This window comes from Paenibacillus sp. S33 (genome assembly GCF_053615415.1).
Genome location: NZ_JBSIEZ010000001.1, coordinates 348,798 through 371,296 on the forward strand (window position 1 = coordinate 348,798; position 22,499 = coordinate 371,296).

Annotated in this window: 15 protein-coding genes; 9 read left to right on the forward strand and 6 right to left on the reverse strand. The window is 47.5% G+C overall.

Going from position 1 to position 22,499, the window contains the following annotated elements; translation table 11 throughout:
- The first annotated feature begins 334 nt into the window (after positions 1–334).
- From ACWGXJ_RS01515 to ACWGXJ_RS01545, 7 genes are all read left to right on the forward strand, one after another.
- Positions 335–1,588: a sugar ABC transporter substrate-binding protein gene (locus ACWGXJ_RS01515; protein ID WP_452566008.1), complete on the forward strand. Its 1,254-nt coding sequence runs from the start codon at positions 335–337 to the stop codon at positions 1,586–1,588.
- Positions 1,589–1,624: 36 nt separating this feature from the next.
- Entirely contained in the window at positions 1,625–2,509 is an 885-nt protein-coding gene (locus ACWGXJ_RS01520; protein ID WP_069290875.1) for a carbohydrate ABC transporter permease, read from the forward strand.
- Positions 2,510–2,527: 18 nt separating this feature from the next.
- Complete coding sequence (locus ACWGXJ_RS01525) at positions 2,528–3,382, forward strand: carbohydrate ABC transporter permease (RefSeq protein WP_023986622.1); 855 nt, start codon at positions 2,528–2,530, stop codon at positions 3,380–3,382.
- Positions 3,383–3,728: 346 nt separating this feature from the next.
- On the forward strand, positions 3,729–5,243 hold the full coding sequence (gene arfA, locus ACWGXJ_RS01530) for an arabinosylfuranosidase ArfA (RefSeq protein ID WP_452566009.1): 1,515 nt from the start codon (positions 3,729–3,731) through the stop codon (positions 5,241–5,243).
- A gap of 420 nt (positions 5,244–5,663) precedes the next feature.
- On the forward strand, positions 5,664–7,559 hold the full coding sequence (locus ACWGXJ_RS01535) for an HSP90 family protein (protein ID WP_452566010.1): 1,896 nt from the start codon (positions 5,664–5,666) through the stop codon (positions 7,557–7,559).
- Between the two features lie 24 nt (positions 7,560–7,583).
- A complete protein-coding gene (locus tag ACWGXJ_RS01540; RefSeq protein WP_452566011.1) occupies positions 7,584–8,645 on the forward strand; it encodes a hypothetical protein in 1,062 nt (353 codons plus the stop codon).
- A gap of 88 nt (positions 8,646–8,733) precedes the next feature.
- On the forward strand, positions 8,734–9,480 hold the full coding sequence (locus ACWGXJ_RS01545) for a glycerophosphodiester phosphodiesterase (RefSeq protein ID WP_452566012.1): 747 nt from the start codon (positions 8,734–8,736) through the stop codon (positions 9,478–9,480).
- Between the two features lie 171 nt (positions 9,481–9,651).
- Here the strand turns inward: ACWGXJ_RS01545 and ACWGXJ_RS01550 are convergent, their stop codons facing one another.
- The 5 genes from ACWGXJ_RS01550 to ACWGXJ_RS01570 all read right to left on the reverse strand — a co-directional run bounded on the left by ACWGXJ_RS01550 (position 9,652) and on the right by ACWGXJ_RS01570 (position 15,388).
- A complete protein-coding gene (locus ACWGXJ_RS01550) occupies positions 9,652–10,479 on the reverse strand; it encodes a class I SAM-dependent methyltransferase (protein ID WP_452566013.1) in 828 nt (275 codons plus the stop codon).
- Between the two features lie 144 nt (positions 10,480–10,623).
- Positions 10,624–11,505, reverse strand: coding sequence for a UTP--glucose-1-phosphate uridylyltransferase GalU (galU, locus tag ACWGXJ_RS01555; protein ID WP_025723867.1), 882 nt, complete (start codon positions 11,503–11,505; stop codon positions 10,624–10,626).
- Positions 11,502–11,924, reverse strand: coding sequence for a GtrA family protein (locus ACWGXJ_RS01560; protein WP_322161764.1), 423 nt, complete (start codon positions 11,922–11,924; stop codon positions 11,502–11,504). Before ACWGXJ_RS01560 ends, galU begins: the two co-directional genes overlap by 4 nt.
- Before the next feature lie 3 nt (positions 11,925–11,927).
- Positions 11,928–13,019 (reverse strand): glycosyltransferase family 2 protein, encoded by a 1,092-nt coding sequence (locus ACWGXJ_RS01565; RefSeq protein ID WP_336078331.1) that lies wholly within the window; start codon positions 13,017–13,019, stop codon positions 11,928–11,930.
- A gap of 17 nt (positions 13,020–13,036) precedes the next feature.
- The gene (locus tag ACWGXJ_RS01570) at positions 13,037–15,388 is read right to left on the reverse strand and encodes a glycosyltransferase family 39 protein (RefSeq protein ID WP_452566014.1); all 2,352 of its coding nucleotides are present in this window, start codon (positions 15,386–15,388) and stop codon (positions 13,037–13,039) included.
- A 289-nt stretch (positions 15,389–15,677) separates the two neighbouring features.
- Between ACWGXJ_RS01570 and ACWGXJ_RS01575 the strand changes: the two genes are divergently transcribed.
- Together ACWGXJ_RS01575 and ACWGXJ_RS01580 are read left to right on the forward strand one after the other, a co-directional pair.
- Positions 15,678–16,364, forward strand: coding sequence for a response regulator transcription factor (locus ACWGXJ_RS01575; protein ID WP_061830691.1), 687 nt, complete (start codon positions 15,678–15,680; stop codon positions 16,362–16,364).
- Positions 16,361–17,851 (forward strand): sensor histidine kinase, encoded by a 1,491-nt coding sequence (locus ACWGXJ_RS01580; protein WP_452566015.1) that lies wholly within the window; start codon positions 16,361–16,363, stop codon positions 17,849–17,851. The genes ACWGXJ_RS01575 and ACWGXJ_RS01580 overlap by 4 nt, the downstream gene beginning before the upstream one ends.
- Positions 17,852–17,934: 83 nt before the next feature.
- Here ACWGXJ_RS01580 and ACWGXJ_RS01585 read toward each other — a convergent pair whose 3' ends face one another.
- On the reverse strand, positions 17,935–22,227 hold the full coding sequence (locus ACWGXJ_RS01585) for a S8 family serine peptidase (RefSeq protein WP_452566016.1): 4,293 nt from the start codon (positions 22,225–22,227) through the stop codon (positions 17,935–17,937).
- Positions 22,228–22,499: the final 272 nt, after the last annotated feature.

A 22,499-nucleotide genomic window follows, 5' to 3' on the forward strand; every position in this document is an offset into this window, starting at 1 on the left:
CAATTCAGCGGGTTTTTATAGGCTAAATAGCGTAATAAAGATGATAAAAACGAAAAAAAGTCAGGATTCCGAATAAACAAAAAATAATATTGCTATTGAATACGGTTTCAATTTGTTCTATAATGACTATCGAAACGTTTCTATTGACGGGTATGGTCCTTGTGCTTTGAACATAAGTGTTATAGCGGTATGCTTTAATCGCTATGTATTTACATGCATCAGGATTTTGCAAAATTCGATTCCAATCAATTATTGTATTTTTGCAAAGTCCTCGTATTTGAATCCGTTATCATATTGCATGATCGGTAAACCGATCATCTCGGGAGGAATTTGTATGATGAAAAGAACGTTGGGGATCATTTTGGCAAGTACCTTATTACTGGGGGGCGCGCTGGTAGGCTGCTCGTCCAAGGATGATTCGTCTGGCAAAGATGCTAACGGCAAGACGACCATCACCATGTGGGGCATGGGAGCAGAAGGAAAACTGCTGCCTGAAATTGTAAAAGATTTTGAGAAAGAAAATCCAGATATTCACGTTGATGTACAGGCGTTGCCTTGGGATAACGCTCACGATAAGCTGCTGACAGCAGTTGCTTCAAAATCCGGTCCGGACGTGGTTCAGTTAGGTACATCATGGGTTCCCGAACTTGCGTCTGCGGGTGCATTGACGGATATTACCCCTTATATCAGCAAGTATCCTGAACTGGAATCGAAGAATTTCTTCGAGGGTGCTGTAGGTACGACAAAATTTGAAGGGAAACCAGTCGGTGTGCCTTGGTACACTGAAACGAGAGTTTTGTTCTATCGTTCTGACCTACTGAAACAAGTCGGATATAATGAAGCGCCTAAAACGTGGGAAGAGCTTTTCGATGCTGCTCAAAAGCTGGCGGCTCGGGGCAAAGGCAAATATGGCATCTCCTTTAGTGCAAAGGAGCAGTCTATGGGCTTTATGTTTGCTCTCCAGAACGGTTCCAAGCTGGTTGACGAGCAGGGCAATCCGCTGTTCAATCAACCACCGTTTGTGGATGCTGTGAAGTATGTGAATACCTTTTTCCAAAATGGCTCTAACGCAGTGGATATTGGAATTGATTCCGTTCAAGGTTTGCAAGGCGAGGGTATCGTTCCAATGTTTATCAGCGGTCCTTTCATGATTAAAGAAATCAAGAGCAAGGCACCAGAATTGGAAGGTAAGTGGAATATAGCGGAGCTTCCTGGCAAAGTAAACAACCTGTCCGTTTTGGGTGGAGCCAACCTTTCAATTATGAAATTCAGCAAGCACCCAGAGGAGTCGGCCAAATTCCTGGCTTACATGAGCAAACCAGAAACACAGCTGAAATGGATGGATCTGTCCAGTAACTTGCCTGCAACTACTAAATCGTGGGAAGATGCCAAACTGAAGAGTGATCCGATGCTTCGGACGATTCGCAAACAGTTGGATCATTCCGCAGCATTGCCGCAACTGGCCGCATGGGAAGAGGTTTCTCAACAATTCATCAAGAGCTTCGAACGTATTTACCGCGGTCATGCCGATGTACAGAAGGAAATGGATGACTTTAATCAGCAGGCTGCAAGTATAATAAAAAAATAAGGATCCATATCCGTCATTGTCAAAGGGAGTGAAGGCATGAAAGGAAGCTCGCAGAAGCTTGCGCCATACTTGTTTATCGGTCCCTCCATCATCCTGTTAACGCTGTTTTCGTTGTTGCCGATACTACTGGCGCTCGTGATCAGCTTCACGGATATGGATCTGTCCGGACTCGTTAATTATGAAAGTATTCGCTTTATAGGATTGGAAAATTACACGAACGTGCTTTTGGACCCTTCCTTTATAAAGTCCCTTGGTAATACCCTGTTCTTCGTCATCATCGGTGTTCCGTTGGTGCTGATATTTTCGCTTAGCATCGCGATTCTGATTAACATGGGGAAATCACGTGCTTTCAAAGTATTCCGCGTCGTGTTTTATCTGCCGTCCGTAACGAATGTGGTTGCGGTCGCAGTGGTTTGGAGCTATCTGTATAATCCGACGCTTGGATTATTCAACTACGTACTTGGTCAGATGAATTTAGGTCCCGTCCCATGGCTGACCGATCCAACAGTAGCGAAAATTTCGCTGATTGTGTTAGCGGTTTGGCGGGGCATCGGCTTAAACATGATTATTTTTATTGCGGCTATTAAAGGGATTCCGGGCTCTTATTATGAAGCGGCACAGCTTGACGGGGCCAATACATGGCAGCAAATTCGTTATATTACGCTTCCGCAGCTTCGTTACGCTATTTTCTTCGTGTCCATCACGACGATGATCGGCTGGCTGCAATTTTTCGAGGAACCTTTTGTCATGACCAAAGGGAAACCGCTCGACGGCACGCTGACGGCATCCCTGTTCATTTACAATAACGGTTTCCAATTTAGTAAATTCGGGTATGCCGCGGCGGGATCGTTCATTCTGTTCTTCGCGATCATCGCGGTGACGCTGATTCAGTTCCGTTTGCAAAATAAAGCGGAGTCCTGATAGAGAGAGGTGATGAACGTGAAAACAGCTGTTCAGCAAGCCCGCGCCAATACGCGCAGTGGTGAAAAAACATTTCAATGGTTCGTGGCGATTCTCCTGACCGTAGGAGGTCTGTTGATGGTGCTGCCTTTTGCGTGGATGATTCTATCCTCCTTTAAGACAGAGGGGGAGGTAACCAAAATTCCTCCGACCATCTGGCCGCAGCATTTTACACTGGATAATTTTAAATTACTATTCGATAGCATGGCTTTTGGAACCTATCTGACGAATACGCTGATCATTGTTTTAGCTTCCTTCTTTGGATTGTTCCTGAATGCCATGGCGGGTTATGGCTTTGCCAAATTCCAATTTAAAGGCAAAGGGTTTCTGTTCTATCTGGTACTGGCAACGATGATGATTCCAGGCCAAGTGACGATGATTCCCGTCTATTTGATTCTGAACCAGATGGGGTTGACCAATTCCATGCTAGGGATTGTCCTGCCTGGATTGGTAGGTGCGTTCGCGATCTTCCTGTTCCGGCAGTTCATGTCCGATATCCCGGAAGAACTGCTAGAGGCGACACGCCTCGATGGAGCAGGGGAGTTCCGTACTTTTCTGCAAATCGTATTGCCTATCTCGACACCGATTCTAGCAGTACAGGCCATTTTAACCTTTATCGGCGGATGGAACAGCTTCCTGTGGCCGCTCATTATTGCGAACGATGAGAAGCTGTACACATTGTCCGTCGGACTGTCACTGCTCAAGGGACAGAACGAAAGTCAATTTGCCCTACAAATGGCAGGCTCGACCTTTATGGTCGTTCCGATCATGATTATCTTCATTGTTTTCCAAAAGTATATTATCGAGAACTATACGATTTCGGGGATTAAGTAATAGTGTAGTGACAAACTATAGGCTGAACATAGTAACGGCGTAGTTTCTTGGTTCTAAACCAACGAGACTACGCCGTTTACTCTAATGGAAATATGATCAGCAGGACAACTATTACTATTTAGAAAAGGGTTATTCACTCAATAAGTTTGTTTATAAAAAGAAATATTTAGAAATACGTAACCAATTGCTTATCGTTTATTATAAAAGTTAATAATTATATTAAGTATTTAATGATAATATTGACTATGATAAATCTGGTGTGTTATATTAAAACCGTAAATAAAACGGCTTCTTAGTCTTGGTGGTACAACGGATTTTATTTTCGCATTCAGAGAGGATGGTTTAGGTGGCAGCAGCTGTAAAAGCAAAGATGATCGTAGACAAATCTTTTCGTATTGCTGAAGTCGATAAACGCATTTATGGCTCTTTTGTAGAGCATCTCGGGCGTGCCGTATATGGTGGCATTTACGAGCCTACTCATTCAACCAGTGATGAAAGCGGTTTCCGAAATGATGTTAAAGATTTGGTAAAACAGCTTGATGTTCCTATTATACGCTATCCGGGAGGCAATTTTGTATCCGGTTACAATTGGGAGGACGGTGTCGGCCCTGTCGCGTCCAGACCTAGACAGTTGGAGCTGGCGTGGAGAACGGTCGAGCCGAATGAAGTGGGTACGAATGAATTTTTCAAGTGGGCCAAGGATGTAGGTTCCGAAGTCATGATGGCAGTTAATCTGGGTACGCGCGGAATTGATGCTGCGCGTAATCTGGTGGAATATTGCAACCACACAGGCGGTTCCTACTGGAGTGATCTACGTCGTAGTCACGGTGTAGAGCAACCACATAAGATTAAAACCTGGTGTCTTGGTAATGAGATGGATGGCCCATGGCAGATTGGTCATAAGACAGCAGAAGAATATGGCCGACTGGCTGTTGAATCTGCAAAAGCCATGAAGCTGATTGATCCTGACATTGAGCTTGTATCCTGTGGCAGCTCCAGTTCCACAATGCCGACGTTCCCGGAATGGGAAGCAACCACACTGGATCATACCTATGAGATAGCGGACTATATTTCCTTGCACCAATACTACGGCAATCATGATAATGATACGGCTAATTACCTGGCACGCTCTATGGATATGGATCATTTTATTCATACGGTCATTTCGACTTGTGACTATATCAAAGCAAAGAAACGCAGCAAAAAGAAAATGATGCTCAGCTTTGACGAATGGAACGTATGGTACCACTCCAATGATGCGGACAAAAAAATTGATCCGTGGTCTGTGGCACCGCCGCAGCTTGAGGATATCTATAACTTTGAGGATGCATTGTTGGTAGGCAGTATGTTGATTACGTTCCTGCGCCACGCGGATCGTGTGAAAATGGCTTGCCTCGCCCAACTGGTTAACGTTATTGCGCCGATCATGACCGAGAATAACGGAAAGGCGTGGAAACAAACGATTTTCTATCCGTATCTGCATGCCTCCCGTTATGGTCGTGGCATATCGCTGATGCCTGTCGTGGATTCGGAAAAATACGATTCCAAGGACTTCACAGACATTCCTTATCTGGACAGCGCTGTAGTTTATGATGAAGAGGGAGACGCACTGACTGTCTTTGCAGTGAATCGTCATTTGTCTGAATCGCTGGAGCTGACAGTAGATGTACGCAGTTTTGAAGGCTACCGCATTGTCGAGCATACTGTATTGGAGCATGATGATCTTAAAGCGACCAACAGTCCAGCTGGTGAAAAAGTTACGCCTCACAACGGCGGCAACGCCAAGCTTGAAGACGGAATTGTAAAAGCTCATTTGGGCAAAGCATCGTGGAACGTTATCCGTCTCGCTAAGTCTCATTAATTCTCTTCTGTAAAAGGTACAGCTTCGACTGTATCTAAATAAGCTCGCATCCTCTCTTGTAAGAGTATTACAAGAGCGGCAATGCGAGCTTTTTGCGTAAAATGAGCCATTTGTCCCTCCATAGATATAGGTTTCTAAGAGAAGGGTGGATTTTAAATAAATATTATGTTTATTACTAAATTTAACTAGACAAAGATGATCCTTATTCACTAAGTGCTCGTACTCCGTACATTTTTATGAAGTTAATTAGACCCAGTGCCAGACTTCCCAGGTGAAAAAAGACCCTATTATATCGTTGTCAACGTACTGATATCTGAAATGCAGGGTGTGCAATCCGACTTAAATCCACGTTATACTTTAAAAGACAGTCTATTTAAATCCAAATGGTGGTTGTAGTATTTCGAGAAAGGAATGATCTGTATGAGTCAAACAGACGAATATCGTTTTCAAGTGAACTTGGGCGGTATGATTGATATTTTGGCCAATCATTTATATAGCAGTCCGCGAGTGTTTATACGTGAGGTTCTGCAAAATGCAACAGATGCGATCACGGCTCGCAAGGAGCTGCGGAAGGTTGCTGCTGAAAGTAATGTATTACAAGAAGACAAGGCCCTTGAAGATACAGTTTCTGAGAGTAACGACTATGAAGGTAAAGTCATCGTGGAGTTATCTGGTTCCGGGGAGCATCAGGTATTGATGATTCAGGATACCGGCATTGGATTGTCAGAAGAAGACATTCACCGTTTTTTGTCGATCATCGGTCAGTCTTCCAAGAAGGGAGCCGATTTGCTGGCTTCTGAGACTTCGTTTATCGGACGCTTTGGGATTGGGTTGCTATCCTGCTTTATGGTGAGCGATGAAATTGTAGTGCTGACCCGCTCGGTGAAGGAAGGCATCTCCATGGAATGGAGAGGGAAGCCGGATGGGACGTATACGATTCGTCGATTGGAAACCGAGCTGCCTGTAGGGACGCAAATTTATTTGCGCTGCAAGCCGGGAAGTGAGTTTTATTATGAGCCAGCGAATGTAGAGGAGTCTTTATTCTATTATGGGGCGTTGCTGCCGTATCCGGTCATGCTGTCTGTAGATGGGGAGACCAAGCGCGTCAATCTTCCGTCGACGAGCTGGATGCAGGACCCAGAGCAATTACGGAGTCGCCGTAGTGAGGTACTGGATTTAGGCTATCGCTTGATGGGCGAGCGCTTCAGTGATTTTATACCGTTGCGGACGGCATCGGGCAGAACAGGCGGGATTGCATTCATTTTGCCTCGCAGTGTTAATCTGAACAGCAAGCGGCTGCATCGGGTGTACCTGAAGCATATGCTGGTGTCCGACAAGGCGGAAAATGTTTTGCCGGAATGGGCATTCTTCATTAAAAGTCTGATTTGGACAGATGAATTGCAACCAACGGCATCACGTGAGTATTTTTATGAAAATGAGCAGCTTGACGATGTTCGTTCTGAACTGGGGACCTGTATTCGGGAAGAACTGCTACGCATGGCGCAGTATGAGCCAGACCGCTTGCAGCACTGGATTCGTTTGCATGAGCTGTCCATGAAGGCGCTCGCCGTGGAGGATGATGAATTTTTGCGGATAATGTACCGTTGGTTTTCCTTCGAAAGTACATTTGGGCGGCGTGAGCTGAAAGAACTGATCCGAGAGGCGGACGGACGTCCACTGCATTACACATCGACAGTAGATGAGTATCGTCAGATTACGCATGTGGCGGCGGCGCAATCCATGTTGGTGATCAATGGCGGCTATATTTATGATTCAGACATTTTGGAAAGGCTGCATTGGATTGACCCTAACCTGCAAACAGAGCGTCTTAGCCCTGAAGAGGTATCTCTTTCATTTACCGGGCTAACGCAGGAAGAGCGCGAGAGTTATTATGGTGTGCTACGTGTCATGGATGCTGCTTTGCAGCCGATGCGTTGCCGTGCTGAGTTGAAGCGTTTTGAACCTGCGAGTTTGCCAGTGTTGTATACCATTTCTCAGGATGCCCTGACCTTGCGCTCCATGGAAAACACGGTTGAGGAGACAACCTCACTTTTTTCCAATGTGCTTGATAGTCTGAAAGCAGGAGTCCAGCAAAATTCGGGCTATTCCACCTTATACTTTAATCTGAACAACCCGGTGGTGGCGCGGATTCTTGAAGCTACCGATACGCAGATGGTCACGGCAGCTACAGAAATGATGTATGTGAATGCGCTTATGATGGGGCACTACCCGATGAACCGCAGTGAGTTGGGACTGATGAATCGGAGTGTGCTGCATTTTATCAATTGGGGATTAGGGAACGGACAAAATGCGTAATTGCGTAATTATAGGGGGAGCCAAATGGAAGATACGATATATGAATTGATGGAACAGGCGCAGGATCTGCCCGGGGGTGCAGCAAAGCTGGCGGTTCTGGAAGAAGCTGTCCGCTTGGCAGACACATCCGGGTTGAAGGAACTTGCTTATGAAATCCGGGGAGAGATTGTAGACTGCGCTATTTTTAACGGATATCCATTGAAGTCGCTGATTGCTTTTTCGTGGCAGCTGGGCCAATTTGATCAAAATCCAGAGGAATACGACGCAGATGAGCTGTTGTGGAATTACAAATGGATACTCGGTAAGGTGTGCAGCTTTTCCAATATATCGAAGACTCAAATAGAAGATCTGGCGGAGGATATGCGCAGACGCTATGCCGAATACGGGTATAATGAACGTCCATATTACTATTATAAGTTCCGCATCGCGATGGACATGGGTGAACTGGAAGAAGCACGGCGATATCTGGATACCTTCCGCTTGGTCGAGCGGGACAGTATGAGTGATTGTGAGGCCTGCGAGCAAAGCCAGATGGTGCGTTTCTACTACTTGACAGGAGAAGATGAGCAGGCGCTTGCCGTGGCAAAACCGATTTTGTCGGGACGGATGAAATGTGCAGAAGTACCGCATGTGACGCTTTCTCAGGTGCTGTTGCCGCTTTATCGTCAAGGCGAGGTTGATCAGGCAAAGGACAATCATCGCAAAGGCTACCGCCTAATTCGGGATGATCGCGACTTCCTGAAAACGATAGCGGAGCATATCGAATATTTGGCGATTGCCGATCCAATTCAAGGAATCGAAGTGGTAGAGCGTCATCTACATATGGCACTGGACTATGAGAGCGGGCTGGAGCAGATGTATTTTTACGCGACGATGGTGAGTCTACTGCAAAAGTTGGATACTTCGAGAGAAAAACGGTTGATCCGGTTGCCGGCTTCCTTGGAATGGGCTAGAGAGGATCGCACATTGGCAGAAATCATTGCGTATTTTAGGCCACTGGCAGAGTCAGCGGCGGCTGATTTTGATCGACGGAACGGGAATACGTTTTATTCCGATTGGATCGGGAAAATTGTTCAAACGGCATAGAAGAAGTGGTAGCTGTGACGAATACTTTATACAGCCCAAACAATGAGCAGGTATAATGTTCCTGTGAAATGACAGGAGGGGTTATGTTGTGACTGTAACCGAAAAGGTGATTAATTTCGCACACCGCGGAGCTTCAGGTGTATGTCCTGAGAATACGATGGCGGCATTCCGCCACGCCTTGGAACTGGGAGCAACAGGTATAGAAACGGTTGTGCAGCGCACCCAAGATGGGCATCTGGTGCTAATTCACGATGAGTCGCTGGAGCGTACGACAGGTTACTCAATGGATGTAAGGGATATTACGCTGGAAGAATTAAATAAACTGGATGCGGGCGGTTGGTTTGATGAGAAATTCCGAGGTGAGCGGGTCCCGATGCTGGATGAGCTACTGGAACTAGCCCAGTCCTCGAATACAATTATTAATTTAGAGTTGAAAAATAGCATTTATCTCTATCCGGGAATGGAGGAAGAGGTCATTGCTGCCGTGAAGCGTTTTGGGTTGGAACAGCGAGTAATCATATCCAGCTTCAATCACGAATCGCTGGCGCTCTGTGCGCAGCTTGCTCCTGAGATCAAGACGGGGGCGCTGTATATCGAAATTATGGTTCGTCCATCGGAGTATGCCACCCAATTCGGGGTTACAGCACTTCATGCCTACAAACAAGTTGTTACACCAGAAGCTGTATCAGAGGCTTTGGCATTAGGCGTCGTCTACCACCCATGGACGGTGAATGAGCCAGAAGAAATGAAGCGTCTGCTGGAGGCCGGGGTGAACGGCATCATCACGGACTATCCTGATCGGTTAGCGCATTTATTGGCTGTTCGCTCTTCCTAAGTCGAAACACACAGCGGAACTGCGAATTAGGTTTGCAGGGATATGACTGTGGCTATTTATTGAAGCAAAAAAGGCTGGCTCTCCTGTACGCACTCGTTTTTACGAGGCGAGGGAGGGCCTTTTTTGCCTTAAGCCGAAGAGCGTATCATCCACGATGACCTTGATTCCTTTCTACTTGATGCCGAGCCGCATCCGATAGCTGAACAGGATATCTAGTGTTCTGCCCTGAAAATGATTCTCTACCAGCTTCACGAAGCGGGCTATATCGTCGTCAAGCGCTCGATTGCCAAGTTTGAAGAGACTTTGAATACCCCCTTGGCTGAGAGCGAGCCCTGTATAGCGAGCTGCGTCACACTGCTCACGGTTATGGAAGACAATCTCCCGGGTATATCGGAATTGTCCGCTGCGGTGCAGATTAGCTAAATGCTGATCCTTGCTCCATTTATGAGCTTGTTGCTCTACTGGGGCTTCCTGTTCCAAAAGGGTATCCGCTTTGGTGATAAGCTCTGTATAAGCTTGCTCTATCTGCCATTGCAGCACCGGAGGCCAGTCACAGTCAAAGGCTGCGAACACGCTGCCCTGAGCCAAGACCCTGCCCGCTTCCTGAAGCGTGCTCTCGGGGTCCATCCAGTGAAAGGATTGAGAGCAGGTAATGACGTCTACAGTTCCGTCCTCAAAGGGCAGGTTGTTGGAGAACCCGCTTTTGAAGGAAATGATTCCTGCCATTGTCGTTCCTGCTGTCTCCAGCTTGTGCTGTGCTTTTCCTCTCATGTCCGGGTTAGGCTCGATACCGACGATTTGCCGAGCGGCGTTTTCCCATATGAAAGTTGAAAGTCCTGTACCGCAGCCAATATCGGCAACTAGCTCTACGTTTCGCTCCAGATAGCGGCTGATGATTTCCACGACGAGTGACGGCGCTTCCGGGCGATGCTGATCGTAGTTGTCGGCAAAACCGTTGAAACGATCCACATTACTTTGCAGATTTCCCTCAGGTATCATAGGTCCTTTTCCTCCTTAGTTTCGACTGGGCGGCCGTGTAGATTCAAATGCTGCTGTACTCCTATATTGTACAAGTTTACATGTTCATCCATCTACTCTCGTGATTTCACAGCACCCGTCGGATTTCGGAGGGAGGAAATTCCCCTATTTTATCATTGAAGCAAGTGCCCACTCGCGCATCATGGAGTCAAGCATCGGACGCAAATCTTCGCGTTGCATACCCATGTGGAGCACGGCTTCCAGATATCCAGCTTTATCTCCAATATCATAACGTGTGCCTTCCAGCTCTAATGCGAGCAGTTGGTTCTGCAATGCTACTTGATGAAGGGCATCTGTCAATTGGTATTCACCGCCCGCTCCAGTGGACAGGTTTTCCAATATAGAGAAAATGGAAGGCTCCAACACATACCGACCAATGACTGCCTGCCGCGAAGGAGCCTCTGCCGGAGAAGGTTTTTCAACAAGCCCACCGACTTCGTGAATGAGACCGTTCTGGTGAGTGGAGTCAATAATGCCGTATTTACTTACATCCTGTTCTTCCACTGTGCGCACGCCGACCACTTGCTTTCCAGTCGCTTCGTAAACATCCATCATTTGACGAATCGCTGGGGTGGAGGAATTCATAATATCATCGCCCAGCAACACGGCGAAGGGCTCATCGCCAATGAACTGACGAGCGCAGCTGACCGCATGTCCCAGGCCGAGGGGTTCTTTTTGACGGATATAGTGAATGACTGCTTTGCCCCCGATGCTTTGAACTTCACGTAGGAGATCATATTTACCTTTGCTCTCCAGTACCTGCTCCAACTCCACAGACTTGTCAAAATGATCCTCGATGGCTTTTTTATTACGCCCCGTTACGATAATGATGCTCTCAATTCCGGACTTGATGGCTTCTTCTACGATATATTGAATAGCTGGCTTGTCTACGATTGGAAGCATCTCTTTCGGTAAAGCTTTCGTAGCTGGTAGAAAACGGGTTCCTAATCCGGCGGCTGGAATAACAGCTTTTGTAATTTTTCTCATAGAAACTCACTTTCCTTTCGTGATGGGGAACCGAATACCCAGTATCGGCTCCCGATATAATTGATGATCATTCCGGCTGCGGTCGCGATCAGCTTGCTTAAAGCAAGTGGCAGCTCGGTTCCAGTGTGAAGCACTTGCAGTAATAAGGAGGTTATCCCCAAAACGATCAGGTTGATGACGATAAATTTAGGTAATTGACGCTTATTAGTGTCGTTTGATAGTTGTTTGTTGAATGTCCATTTGCTGTTCAAAATATAACTGTTGGCTGTGCCGCAGCTGTACGAAATGGTCTGCGCCACAATGACCGGCACTCCGACCCAAGCCAGCAGCATAAAAATGATATAATCTACACCCGTATTCACCAGACCTACGATACCAAATCGGATCATAGGAAGCAGCTGGGCCATGCGACTTTTCATGGTTTAGGCTCCATGACCGGATTTGGGTCCGGTATATACCGCACTGTTGCCGCGCACTGTGCGTCCTGCCGAAATCAGGCTATCACGTGCTCCTTGCATGTACAGGGATTCACGGGGTTCAGGGGCTTTCATAGCATGTGTCGGACCGTTTTCGTATTGTCCACCCAGATGCTCACGGACAATGTAAAGCGGACGTGCTTTGGTTTCGTCATAAATCCGTCCAACATATTCACCCATAATACCGAGAATGATCAGGATCACCCCGTCGAAGATCAGGCTGATGCTAATCATAGACGACCAGCCCTTCATCACATAGGAGTCGGTGAAAAAGTTGAGAAACAGTACGTACATCAGATACAGGAAGCCGGACATGGATAGAAGTGCACCGATATACCCTGCCAGCTTAAGCGGTTTAATCGAAAAGGATGTGATCCCGTCCAGACTGAGCTTGATCATTCGTTTCAACGGATACTTGGTTTCGCCTGCGAGTCGCTCGTCACGCTCATATTCTACAGCAGTTTGTTTGAACCCGATCCAGCTGACCAGTCCACGAACGAATCTGTTATTTTCCGGCAGCCGTTTCAATTCTTCTATGACCTTGCGATCCATTAGGCGGAAGTCCCCGGTGTCGACTGGGATATTAATATCCGTTGATGCTTTAAGTACACGGTAGAAGAGGCTGGCAGACCATTTTTTGAAGCGAGTTTCGCCATTGCGTTTGAGCCGTTTGGCGTAGACCACTTCATAGCCTTCCTTCCACTTGTTAGCCATCTCAACAATCAGTTCCGGCGGGTCCTGGAGGTCGGCGTCAATGACGACGACCGCCTCTCCCACCGCATAATCCATCCCGGCGGTAATCGCTAGCTGATGACCAAAATTGCGAGAGAAATCAATCAATACAATGGTGTCATCTCTGAGACTGAATTCCTTGATCAATTGGACGCTGCGGTCCAAACTTCCATCATTTACGAAGATCAGCTCGTAGGGCTCACCCATTGAGCCCATGACTTGTTTCAGCCTCCGGTAGGTTTCCGTAATAACGGCTTCCTCGTTGTACATCGGAATAACTATGGAATAACGGATGGGTTCACTCATTCGTAGTTCCTCCTCATTTATAATGTGATTTCGTATAAAGTACCGCTTCCGCCACGTTCGTCTCCGCCAGGGCCACCTTGACCATCCTGGGCGTTTGCATTGCTGTTTGTGGTGTCGCTTCCGCTCTCGGTTGCTTTAACGTCTGTACTTGTTTCGCCTGTTGTTGTTTTCCATTCATCTGTAGGGATCACTTTGCCGTGTTCTTTGATCCATGCAGTGACTTCAGAGTTACCGCCGTCCGGTCCGCCGCCTCCACCAGAAATCATGAAGTACTTCACTTGGCCGCTTTCGACCAGCGCCGTGATTTTATCGACGGTATAGACTGGATCGGAAGATACAAAACCGTTCATAATAATTACTTTTTGTCCGGCCTCGACCAGGTAAGGAGCAGCCGTTGAATAATTACTTGCTGCGAAAAGGTAGGTTTCACCTGTGTTATTTTTTTGCAAATAGCTCAACGTTTTTTGATCTAAACTTTGGCTACCGTTTGGTCCCCCCATTCCTCTGGAGCGGGTAGAAGACTTTTGTTCCGTGTCTGTACTTGTTTGTGTGCTTGAAGTATTTCCATCAGGACTGGAATTCTCTACATTATTCGTCTGGTTATTCGTTTGAGTTCCTTCGGCTTGTTTTCCATTGGCGCTCTGACCTCTAGTGCGATCATTGCCGCCCGGCATTCCGCCACCACCGCCGCCAAATTGAGTCGGTCCGGCTTGTGGAATCATGCTGTTCCCCCCGTAGACGATCGGTGTCAATGCCCAGTACACAGGGCCGATAAACATAGCGAGTACACTTGCAATGATGGCGAATCTTGTGAACTTCTCAGATTTCATTCGTGCTACTACCAATAGCGCCGTGCCGATGATCCCTAGGATCAATACCGCGATGGACCAGCCGCTGCGAATGGTATCGTTGTAATTTTGCAAAACAAACCAGCTAAATACCGAGGTTGCCAATACTGCGGCGGGTAACAGCCAGGAGAGCCAGTTGGAACGCTCACGATACTGCTTCCACAATTCTACGAATCCTGCTCCAAAGAGCGCTGCAATTGGTGGTGCGAGCATAATCAGGTAATAATGATGAAAGAATCCTGCTACGCTGAAAAATGCAGCTACGGGAATCAACCAGGCCAGCCAGAAGATGACCTCTTTGTGCTTTTGTGTGATATTACGACGTCGAATGCTTGCAAGCAGACCGATGGAAGCAATCAATGCGAATGGAAGCAGCCAGCTGGCTTGACCTGACAAGGAAGATTGGAACAACCGCAAAGGTCCTTTTTCGCCAGTGCCGAACATGCCACCACCGGAATTTCCTCCCGGTCCACCGCCTGGTCCACCCTGGCCACCTTGCCCATCTCCAGGACCACCTTGCCCGTTGCCGCCAAATCCACCCGGTGGCATTTGACCACCTGCACCGAATCCGCCTGTTGCCATGTTGTTGGCACCAGAGTCATCCGTAGTGGTAGTGCTGTCCGATGATGTAGTCGTCTGAGCTTGATCTGTGTTCGTATTGCTGCTATTCGTTGTAGCGATATTGTCCCGATCTGTGCGTTCACCGCCACGATTGTCACCTGTACCCTGATCTCCTGTCAGACGGGACAGGCCGTTATAACCAAAGGCCAAATTCAGCACAGAATTGGTACCGCTACTCCCCATATAAGGGCGTTCATCTGCCGGAGTGGAGTCCACTACGACTGCCCAGGAGAGCGATACGATCAGGAGGACAACTGCTGATCCTGCCAGTGTTACTGCTTTTCGCTTCCAGTTAAACTTGGAAGCCAGCAGATAGAACAAACCCAGTGCGGGAACGATCATATAGGCTTGCAACATTTTTTCGTTAAAGGCGATGCCTACGACTGCGAAAGCAGCAAGGATCAGCCCGGTTTTGCTATTTCTAATGCCTCTGAACAATAGCCATGTTGCGAGCAACAGTGTGAAGACCAACATAGCGTCGATGTTATTCGTGCGGCTAACCGCTACGGCTATCGGTGTCGTTGCCATGGCGAAGGCGGCCAATCGTGCGGCCATCGTACCGAAGCTCGGTTTGACGAGTAAGTAAACGAGCAAGACCGATCCGACCTGAGCTAGCGCCTGTGGCAAGATAACGCTCCATCCGTGAAGCCCAAATATATAGGCGCTCAGTGTCTGAATCCAGAACACCACAGGCGGTTTGTCTACCGTTACCGATCCGGCAGAATCAAGTGAGGCGAAAAAGAAGTTGTGAAAGCTCTGTAGCATGCTTGCTACGGCCGTCGTATAGTAGGTGTTTACATATTTGTCTTGCCAGATGTTGTATCCGTTCAAAAATGCGGATATCAGCATAATGATGATCAGGGGGATGTCCGCCCTGGTCTTAAACCATTTCTTAATCATGTTCATTCCACTCCCTGTGAAAATTCTTTGTATTTATTCCGTTGTTCTAGCCGCTATCTTCAGGACTGCGGAATGACCAGTCGCTTCTGATCTTGGCCCGGTGAACTACCGGCTTGCTATTATCATGTCATACGTACCTTAATGGGTTCTGAGCGCTCCCTGAACGTTAGCTGAAAGCTGAGCAGAGGTGCTTTTTTTGCGACAGGATTCAGGTATATTAGATACAGGTAAAAAATGAACCGACTTTTTTATGAGAAAAATGCGGCAACATGAAAGGGAAGATTAAATAATGAATCCAATACACGGAGTTAAAATTATGCTGGCAGATGATGAGCCTCATATTTTGCAATTTTTAGAGCTTGGACTGATTAATGAAGGATACGAAGTCAGAACCGCCGAGAACGGGAGTGAAGCGCTCGATTTGGCAAGAGAGTTTCGTCCGCATGTAGCGGTGCTGGATGTGATGATGCCGGAAATGAACGGTTTTGAGGTGTGCCAAAGTCTCAAGGAGACGGAGGATAACATCGCGGTTATTATGCTGACCGCCAAGGATGATGTAGACGATCGGGTAAAGGGTTTGAAAATCGGCGCGGATGATTATGTCGTGAAGCCCTTCAGTTTTAATGAGTTGCTGGCTCGCATTGAAGCGCGCTTGCGCAATCAGTTCCCCGATCTGCTGGGCGAAGTGGTTCACGGACCCTTTCAAGTGGATGATCGACGGAAGGAAATTCGTTATCAGAGTCAGGTGCTGGAGCTGTCGCCTACCGAATATGAACTATTGAAGTTTCTGGTGCTAAACCACGGGATTGTGCTGAGTAAAAGTCGTATACTGGACCGGGTATGGGGGTACGATTTTGGGGGCGAGGATAATATTGTTGAAGTGTACATCCGCTCCTTACGTGAAAAACTCAAAGACAAGGAGCACCGGGTCATTCGTACGCTGCGCGGTGTGGGATACCGGGTGGATCTGCTATGAAGGCGGGCGGGAAAAGTCGGAGAAAATATGCGCTCCGTTCCCTCCGGTCCCAGCTTTTAGCCAGAACGTTACTTATTTTGGCTTTACTGCTCGTATTAATTGGTTTTCTACAATATTTTCTGATGAAAGATTTTCTGTATCGTAGTCGGGCAGAAGCTATGGATACGCAGCTGAATTCAATTCCTGCCGATTTATTGATAAAGGATTCACAGGAGCAGAGTGGGGTAACCGCTCCCCGAGAACAAACCAATCGGAGGAATAATCGACCGGGGCCGTTTTTGTTCTGGCCAGATATGTCGCTCGCTTCTATAGATATAGATGGCACCTTCCAGAGCTTGTCCAACGAAAACGGGCTTAAGCCGCCACGTCTCGCCACTGAGCAATATCATGCGATGCAGCAGAGCAAACGTATGCGTCACGGCTATCAATTAATCACGGATGCTCAGGGGAAAGAGCAACTGGTTGTATTCCGCCCGCTCGGTCCACCTGACCGTTCGTCCGGTTTACTTCAAATGGGCGTATCCACGAATTCTATGCAAGAGCAGTTGATTAACCAGCTCCGCACCTTTATTTTATTGTCACTGATTGCGCTTGCGATTGGGTTGGCGCTTATGCTTCCTGTGCTGCGACGTACATTGGTGCCCCTTTCCAGGATGGTCGAGGCAGTCAAACGTATTGATGCGGGCAATCTGGCCGAGCGCTTTGACGCAGAGCAGGGGCAGTATGAGGTGGATCGTTTGGCAGTTTCATTTAACGGGATGCTGGAACGGTTGGAGCATTCGTTTGCTGCCGAACGGGAATTGCAGATGCAGATGAGACGATTTATTGCGGATGCTTCCCATGAACTGCGCACCCCGCTCACATCTATTCACGGTTTCTTGGAAGTGCTGCTTCGTGGAGCAGCATCTAATCCGAAGCAGCTTCAATCGGCACTAGAAAGTATGTACGGTGAATCCAAGCGGATGAATAAACTGGTCTCTGATTTACTATTGTTGGCTAAGCTGGACCGAACACCGGAGTTGAAACTGGAGGACATACCACTAGATGCGTTGCTGTTGGAAATGAAACCGCAGCTCCTTATGCTGGCAGGTACACGTAAGGTAGTTTTTGATATGACGGCAGGTATACGGGTGTTGGCAGAGGGGGATAAAATCAAGCAGGTAGTGCTCAACCTGTTTCATAATGCTGTTCAGCATACTGATATGGAAAGAGGTGTGATCCAGGTAAACCTGTCTGCGGGTAAGAAGTTGGTGGATATCCAAATTCGTGATAACGGACCAGGCATGAGTAAAGAACAGCTGGAGCGGATATTTGAGCGTTTTTATCGTGGAGATGAATCGCGTACACGTAGCTCAGGCGGGGCGGGCCTTGGTCTGGCCATTACACAGTCTATCGTGGAAGCACACGGCGGGAACATTACGGCTGAAAGCACACCGGGAACGGGAAGTGTATTCAAAGTAACGCTACCTTTAGCGGGAACAGTATAGTTTTTAAGATTATGGCGTAACATAAAAATAGCCCCCCGAACCGCAGCTTTGGTTATAACACGGCTCGGGAGGCTTTTCTATTGTTAGTTAATCAGCGAAGCTTTTTGTAAAAGCACGTGCAGCACCTTGGCAGATGCCTCACGGGTTGTAGGTGCATTCGGCTGGAAGTAGGAGGAGCCTTTGATCGCTTCTCCGTTGATGATACCTGCTGCACTTACTTTTTCAATACTGTCCTTGGCATAGCCTGCAAAGGATGAAGCATCATGGTACGGTGTGCGTGCAGAGCCATCGACTGCTGCTTTGATTTGAAGCAGATCTACAGCTTTACCCAGCACGACAGCAATTTCTTGACGACTGATATTAGCGTTCGGATCAAACTTGTCGCTGCTGCGACCCGTAATCAAACCAGCTTCATAAGCGGCTGCTACATCGCCGGAGTACCAGCTACCTGCCGGGATATCACTGAATGGTGCAGCAGTACCTGGTGTCAGGCCGAGTGCTCGGGTTACCAGGGCTGCAAATTCTGCACGCGTCACGTTCTTCTTCGGTGAGAAAGTCGTGTCAGTCGTGCCGTTAATCAGCAACTTGTTCGCCAGTGATTGAATTTCCGATTGGGCATACGACGATGAAATATCTTCAAAGCTAACGGGACGTGTCGCCGCTGCATACGTCGAGAAGCCCGGACGGCTTACCTTGACGACGGTAGATCCATCAGCCTGCTTGGTGAAGACGGATGGAACGGGATAGACATTTCCATTTGCCGTGTAGAGTACACCGGCTGTATTGGAATCAATTTGACCAGGTACGGTAAAGGATCTGCTAATAAACTGTCCTGGAGCAACTTTGAGCGATTGACTCTTGCCACCAGTGACAACATTAGCTTCAAACCCTACCGGGGTGCCGATCACATTGGAGCCTTTCAGCTTACTTGTAAAAGTGCTGCTCGCCTCTGTCTGGCTGCTGATTACCACTTCAATGCCTGCACCAGCAGGAACATTTTTCAGAGCGGATACTGGCAAAGCCAGAGAAGAACCTGTATTGCTTACAATCAAGCTGCTTCCTGCTGCAGCCTTGCCCAACGTTACCAGTTGTGTGGAAGTGAGCGATGCCTTCGTCGTTTGGCCTGCTTGGCTAGTAGCCGACAGTACAATAGCTGTCGGGCTGGAACCTGCTGCTGTCACGGCAGCCTGCAAATCTGCATCGGTTACTGTCAGCGACTGTACATTATTATTCAATGCAACGGCTGTAGTGATAGTTTTAACAGCCTGTCCTTGTTTCACAACGCTTTGAAGTGAAGGTGCAGATGTAGGGACAGGAGTGGATGTGTTCGTTGTAGCAGAAGGTGTAGTATTGCTTCTGCCGCCACCTCCACCACCTCCGCCTCCACCACTACCGCTAGATGCGGCGCTATTATCCACGCGAATAGCTTTAGTGGCGGTGAAGAGTTTAGGACCTTTAGTAGTACTCTCGACTTCGCCTTTTGCATTCAACTCCGGAGCGCTGACTTCCAGCTTGTATACGCCGTCCTTCAAATGCTGAATCACGGGCTGACCGTTAGCATCCAGAACAGGTTTTCCCTTGTCATCTAATTCGACGTAACTTCCGTCAATATCCTTGAAGGAATATGCGCCTTGTTTGAGGCGAGCGTTGGCTCCCTGTTCTTTGGAAGTCGTAATGCCGTCAATAAGACCAATTAATTTATCATCTACGCCGTATACATAAAGCGCGATCTGGTTGGTTTTATCTGTGGTCAGGCGGAATGCCAAATCTGTTGAACGTTGAGCACCTGTACGACTCGGATAAATAATCGGGTTGGTGACACTCAAGTCCTGCAAGCCGAAGCCAGTTGTAGGATTTTCTTTGCCCACATGAACGACGAACGGCAGATGAAGTGTTGGCAGTCCGGCGCTTTTCAGAATAACTTCCCCTTCATATACTCCTGTGGCTGCACCCGAATTTGGTTGTACAGACAGGAAGAACGGTTGCGATTTACCCGGTTCTGCCGAGATTGCTCCATTCGCGCCCACACCTTGCAACTGAACGGCAATGTTGCTCACGTCAGGTGTAGCAATCGGTTGAGTTGGATCAGAGGTTACATTATCATGTAAAACGGTGCTGGCTTCATATTGCACAGTGTTAGCCGACAAGTTTTTGAGTTGAAGCTGAATCTGCTTCGCATCACTACCAGGTCGTAACACCCCGAAGCTGGCGGAAGGATTATAATTCACAACCTCCTGCCGATTAAAGTTTTTGTCGAGAATCGTAATCTTTTCGACGGTTTCCAGCAGGGCTGGCGTCTGAATCGCATTAGCGATGTTTACAAGGCCTGCACCTTGGGAATACACATCATATTGGATTTTATCCTCATCAAAGAGTGTAATCGAAGTGTTGGCGAGCGCAGCGCGGATATCAAACGGTGTCCAGTTCGGATGCTGCTGCTTCAGCAGCACAGCAAGTCCAGCCACATGTGGAGACGCCATACTTGTACCGTTGCTACGTTTGTAAGCCTGCTCATAAGATGCATCTGGATAGAACTTGGCGAAAGCAGGGTAGGTTGATAAAATGCCAACACCTGGTGCGCTCACGTCCGGTTTGATACTGAGCAGTTCATCTCCGTTCGGTCCGCGGGAGCTGAAATCGGCCATGGTATTACCAGCATTATCTGTGCGAATATAGTCTGCTCCAAAGGAAACGGAGAACTTTTCTCCAGCGTTGTCTACGATTTGTTTAGCCAGTGCACGGCCTTCCTTACCTTTCATGTCAAAGGTTGGAATAAAGTCAAAGCTGTCACCCAAATTGGAATTAACGTAGTCATCGCGACCTGAAATACTTTCCCCTAAATCAGCTTTGGTGATGTCGCTCGCTTTCGTATTCCCATTAAAAACGATAACAGCCTTCGCACCGTTTTTTTTCGCATTTGTGATTTTATCCACGAATGCCAAGTTGCCGCGTGAAACGAGGACGATTTTTCCTGCTACGTCTTTCCCTTCAAAATCATCAGGTTGTCCCAGATTCGCATATACGAGCTCATAAGGGGCAGTTCCCAAAATGGAGGCAAAGTCTTCTCTGCCTGTCTCCCAGCCCATCAAATTAAAATCATAATGTGCATAAGCATCATTAGTTACGGTCTTTTTCAATTCACCGTTAGCCTCCCAATAGGTGTCACGGGTGACCGAAGCTGTACCTGAGAAGCTTTTGCTCGGCGAAGTAGCTGCACCGACGGAAATCGCCAGCTGTGATGTTGCGGGAGAACCCATGGAATAAAAATAGGGGCCTTCCTGTGCCGCATTACCATTCGCTATGACCGCGACTACGCCGGAAAGTACAGCATTATTAATAGCAATGGAATCCGGGGAGTTCGGGTCCTTTTCGGAATCCGAGCCCAGCGACAGGTTAATGACGTTCATACCATCTTTGACAGCGCGTTCAATGCCATCAATGACCTGTGCGGAGGAACCGGAGGAACGACCCGTCTTGGTATTGCGTCCAAGCACTTTATACACGTATAAGTCCGATTTATAGGCAATACCCTTTTGTACAATATCTGAGGATTTATTTGCGGCTTTACCGGCAATCGTGCCAGAGACGTGAGTACCATGTGTCGTTCCGCTAAAACCTGTGCCGTATGGGTCATTCTCTTTTTCAAGGAACGGTTCCTCGTAAGGATCGTTGTCCTGTTCAAAAGAGTCATATCCGCCTTTATAGGCTTCTTTCAAGTCCGGATGCTCATAATCGATACCGGTATCAATAACCCCGACCTTGATTCCCTCGCCATTCAATCCTTTGGCCCAGGCTTCAGGAACACCAATCTGGTCCAGCGGTGCGTTATCATAAGTGGCTTCACTGGCTGTAAGTGTTGGCGGGTCCTGTACGGGGATGGAATAATACGTTTTGTTTTCATGAATGGATTTTACGCCTGGCAGTTTAGCCAGTGCTGGAATCTTATTGGCTGGCAATGTGACCTCCAAGCCGTTAAGCACTGTGTTGTACTGGTAATTCACCTGGAGAGAAATACCATGCTCAGCGGCTTGGTCCACGAACGTAGTTTGCTCGTTGGCAATCGCGGATTCCGCTTTTTGCTCAGATTGAGCTGTGAAAGCTTGGACGCCTGAACGTGCCGCATATTTGTCTACGGCTAAGGGCTCACCATCAAGCTGTACGATGACTCTGACCTGGCGGGAAGAGTCTGTACTTAGCTCTGGCGAAATGAAGGCCGGAGCCGCCTCAATAGTCAATGCTTGCTGAGCTTCCAAAAATGAGTTGAGTTGTAGATCTGCGGTAGCAGCAGAACTGGCAGACGGCAGAGACAAGCTTACCGTCAAGGCAAGAGCGAGTGATACGACAGGTATTTTTTTCAAAATGATCGGCTTTTTCAAAGATTTCCCTCTTTTCAATCAAAATATGATATGTCTACATACTAGGATTTGAAGCCACTGCCGTTGTTCTCACGCCTCCCTTAATATCTAAAATAATAGAATTGACCACTGGTGACTAACTTGCCAGTTTTGAGGCATATCTTACCATATTGGTGGGATATATTACTATATGTTTTTTATATTTTTAGAAAAAATAAGGGTAACATTACATGTAGATTCCATGGAAATGTTATGAATTTACTAGATTATTTTTGAAAACAATCAAAGGGGAA

Excerpts from the sequence above, each read along its gene's own strand:
- ACWGXJ_RS01515 (WP_452566008.1), top strand. The coding sequence starts at position 335 with ATGATGAAAAGAACGTTGGGGATCATTTTGGCAAGTACCTTATTACTG.
- ACWGXJ_RS01570 (WP_452566014.1), bottom strand. The coding sequence starts at position 15,388 with ATGATTAAGAAATGGTTTAAGACCAGGGCGGACATCCCCCTGATCATC.
- ACWGXJ_RS01560 (WP_322161764.1), bottom strand. The coding sequence starts at position 11,924 with ATGAAAAGTCGCATGGCCCAGCTGCTTCCTATGATCCGATTTGGTATC.
- ACWGXJ_RS01550 (WP_452566013.1), bottom strand. The coding sequence starts at position 10,479 with ATGATACCTGAGGGAAATCTGCAAAGTAATGTGGATCGTTTCAACGGT.
- galU (WP_025723867.1), bottom strand. The coding sequence starts at position 11,505 with ATGAGAAAAATTACAAAAGCTGTTATTCCAGCCGCCGGATTAGGAACC.
- ACWGXJ_RS01565 (WP_336078331.1), bottom strand. The coding sequence starts at position 13,019 with ATGAGTGAACCCATCCGTTATTCCATAGTTATTCCGATGTACAACGAG.
- ACWGXJ_RS01520 (WP_069290875.1), top strand. The coding sequence starts at position 1,625 with ATGAAAGGAAGCTCGCAGAAGCTTGCGCCATACTTGTTTATCGGTCCC.
- ACWGXJ_RS01580 (WP_452566015.1), top strand. The coding sequence starts at position 16,361 with ATGAAGGCGGGCGGGAAAAGTCGGAGAAAATATGCGCTCCGTTCCCTC.
- ACWGXJ_RS01540 (WP_452566011.1), top strand. The coding sequence starts at position 7,584 with ATGGAAGATACGATATATGAATTGATGGAACAGGCGCAGGATCTGCCC.
- ACWGXJ_RS01575 (WP_061830691.1), top strand. The coding sequence starts at position 15,678 with ATGAATCCAATACACGGAGTTAAAATTATGCTGGCAGATGATGAGCCT.
- ACWGXJ_RS01535 (WP_452566010.1), top strand. The coding sequence starts at position 5,664 with ATGAGTCAAACAGACGAATATCGTTTTCAAGTGAACTTGGGCGGTATG.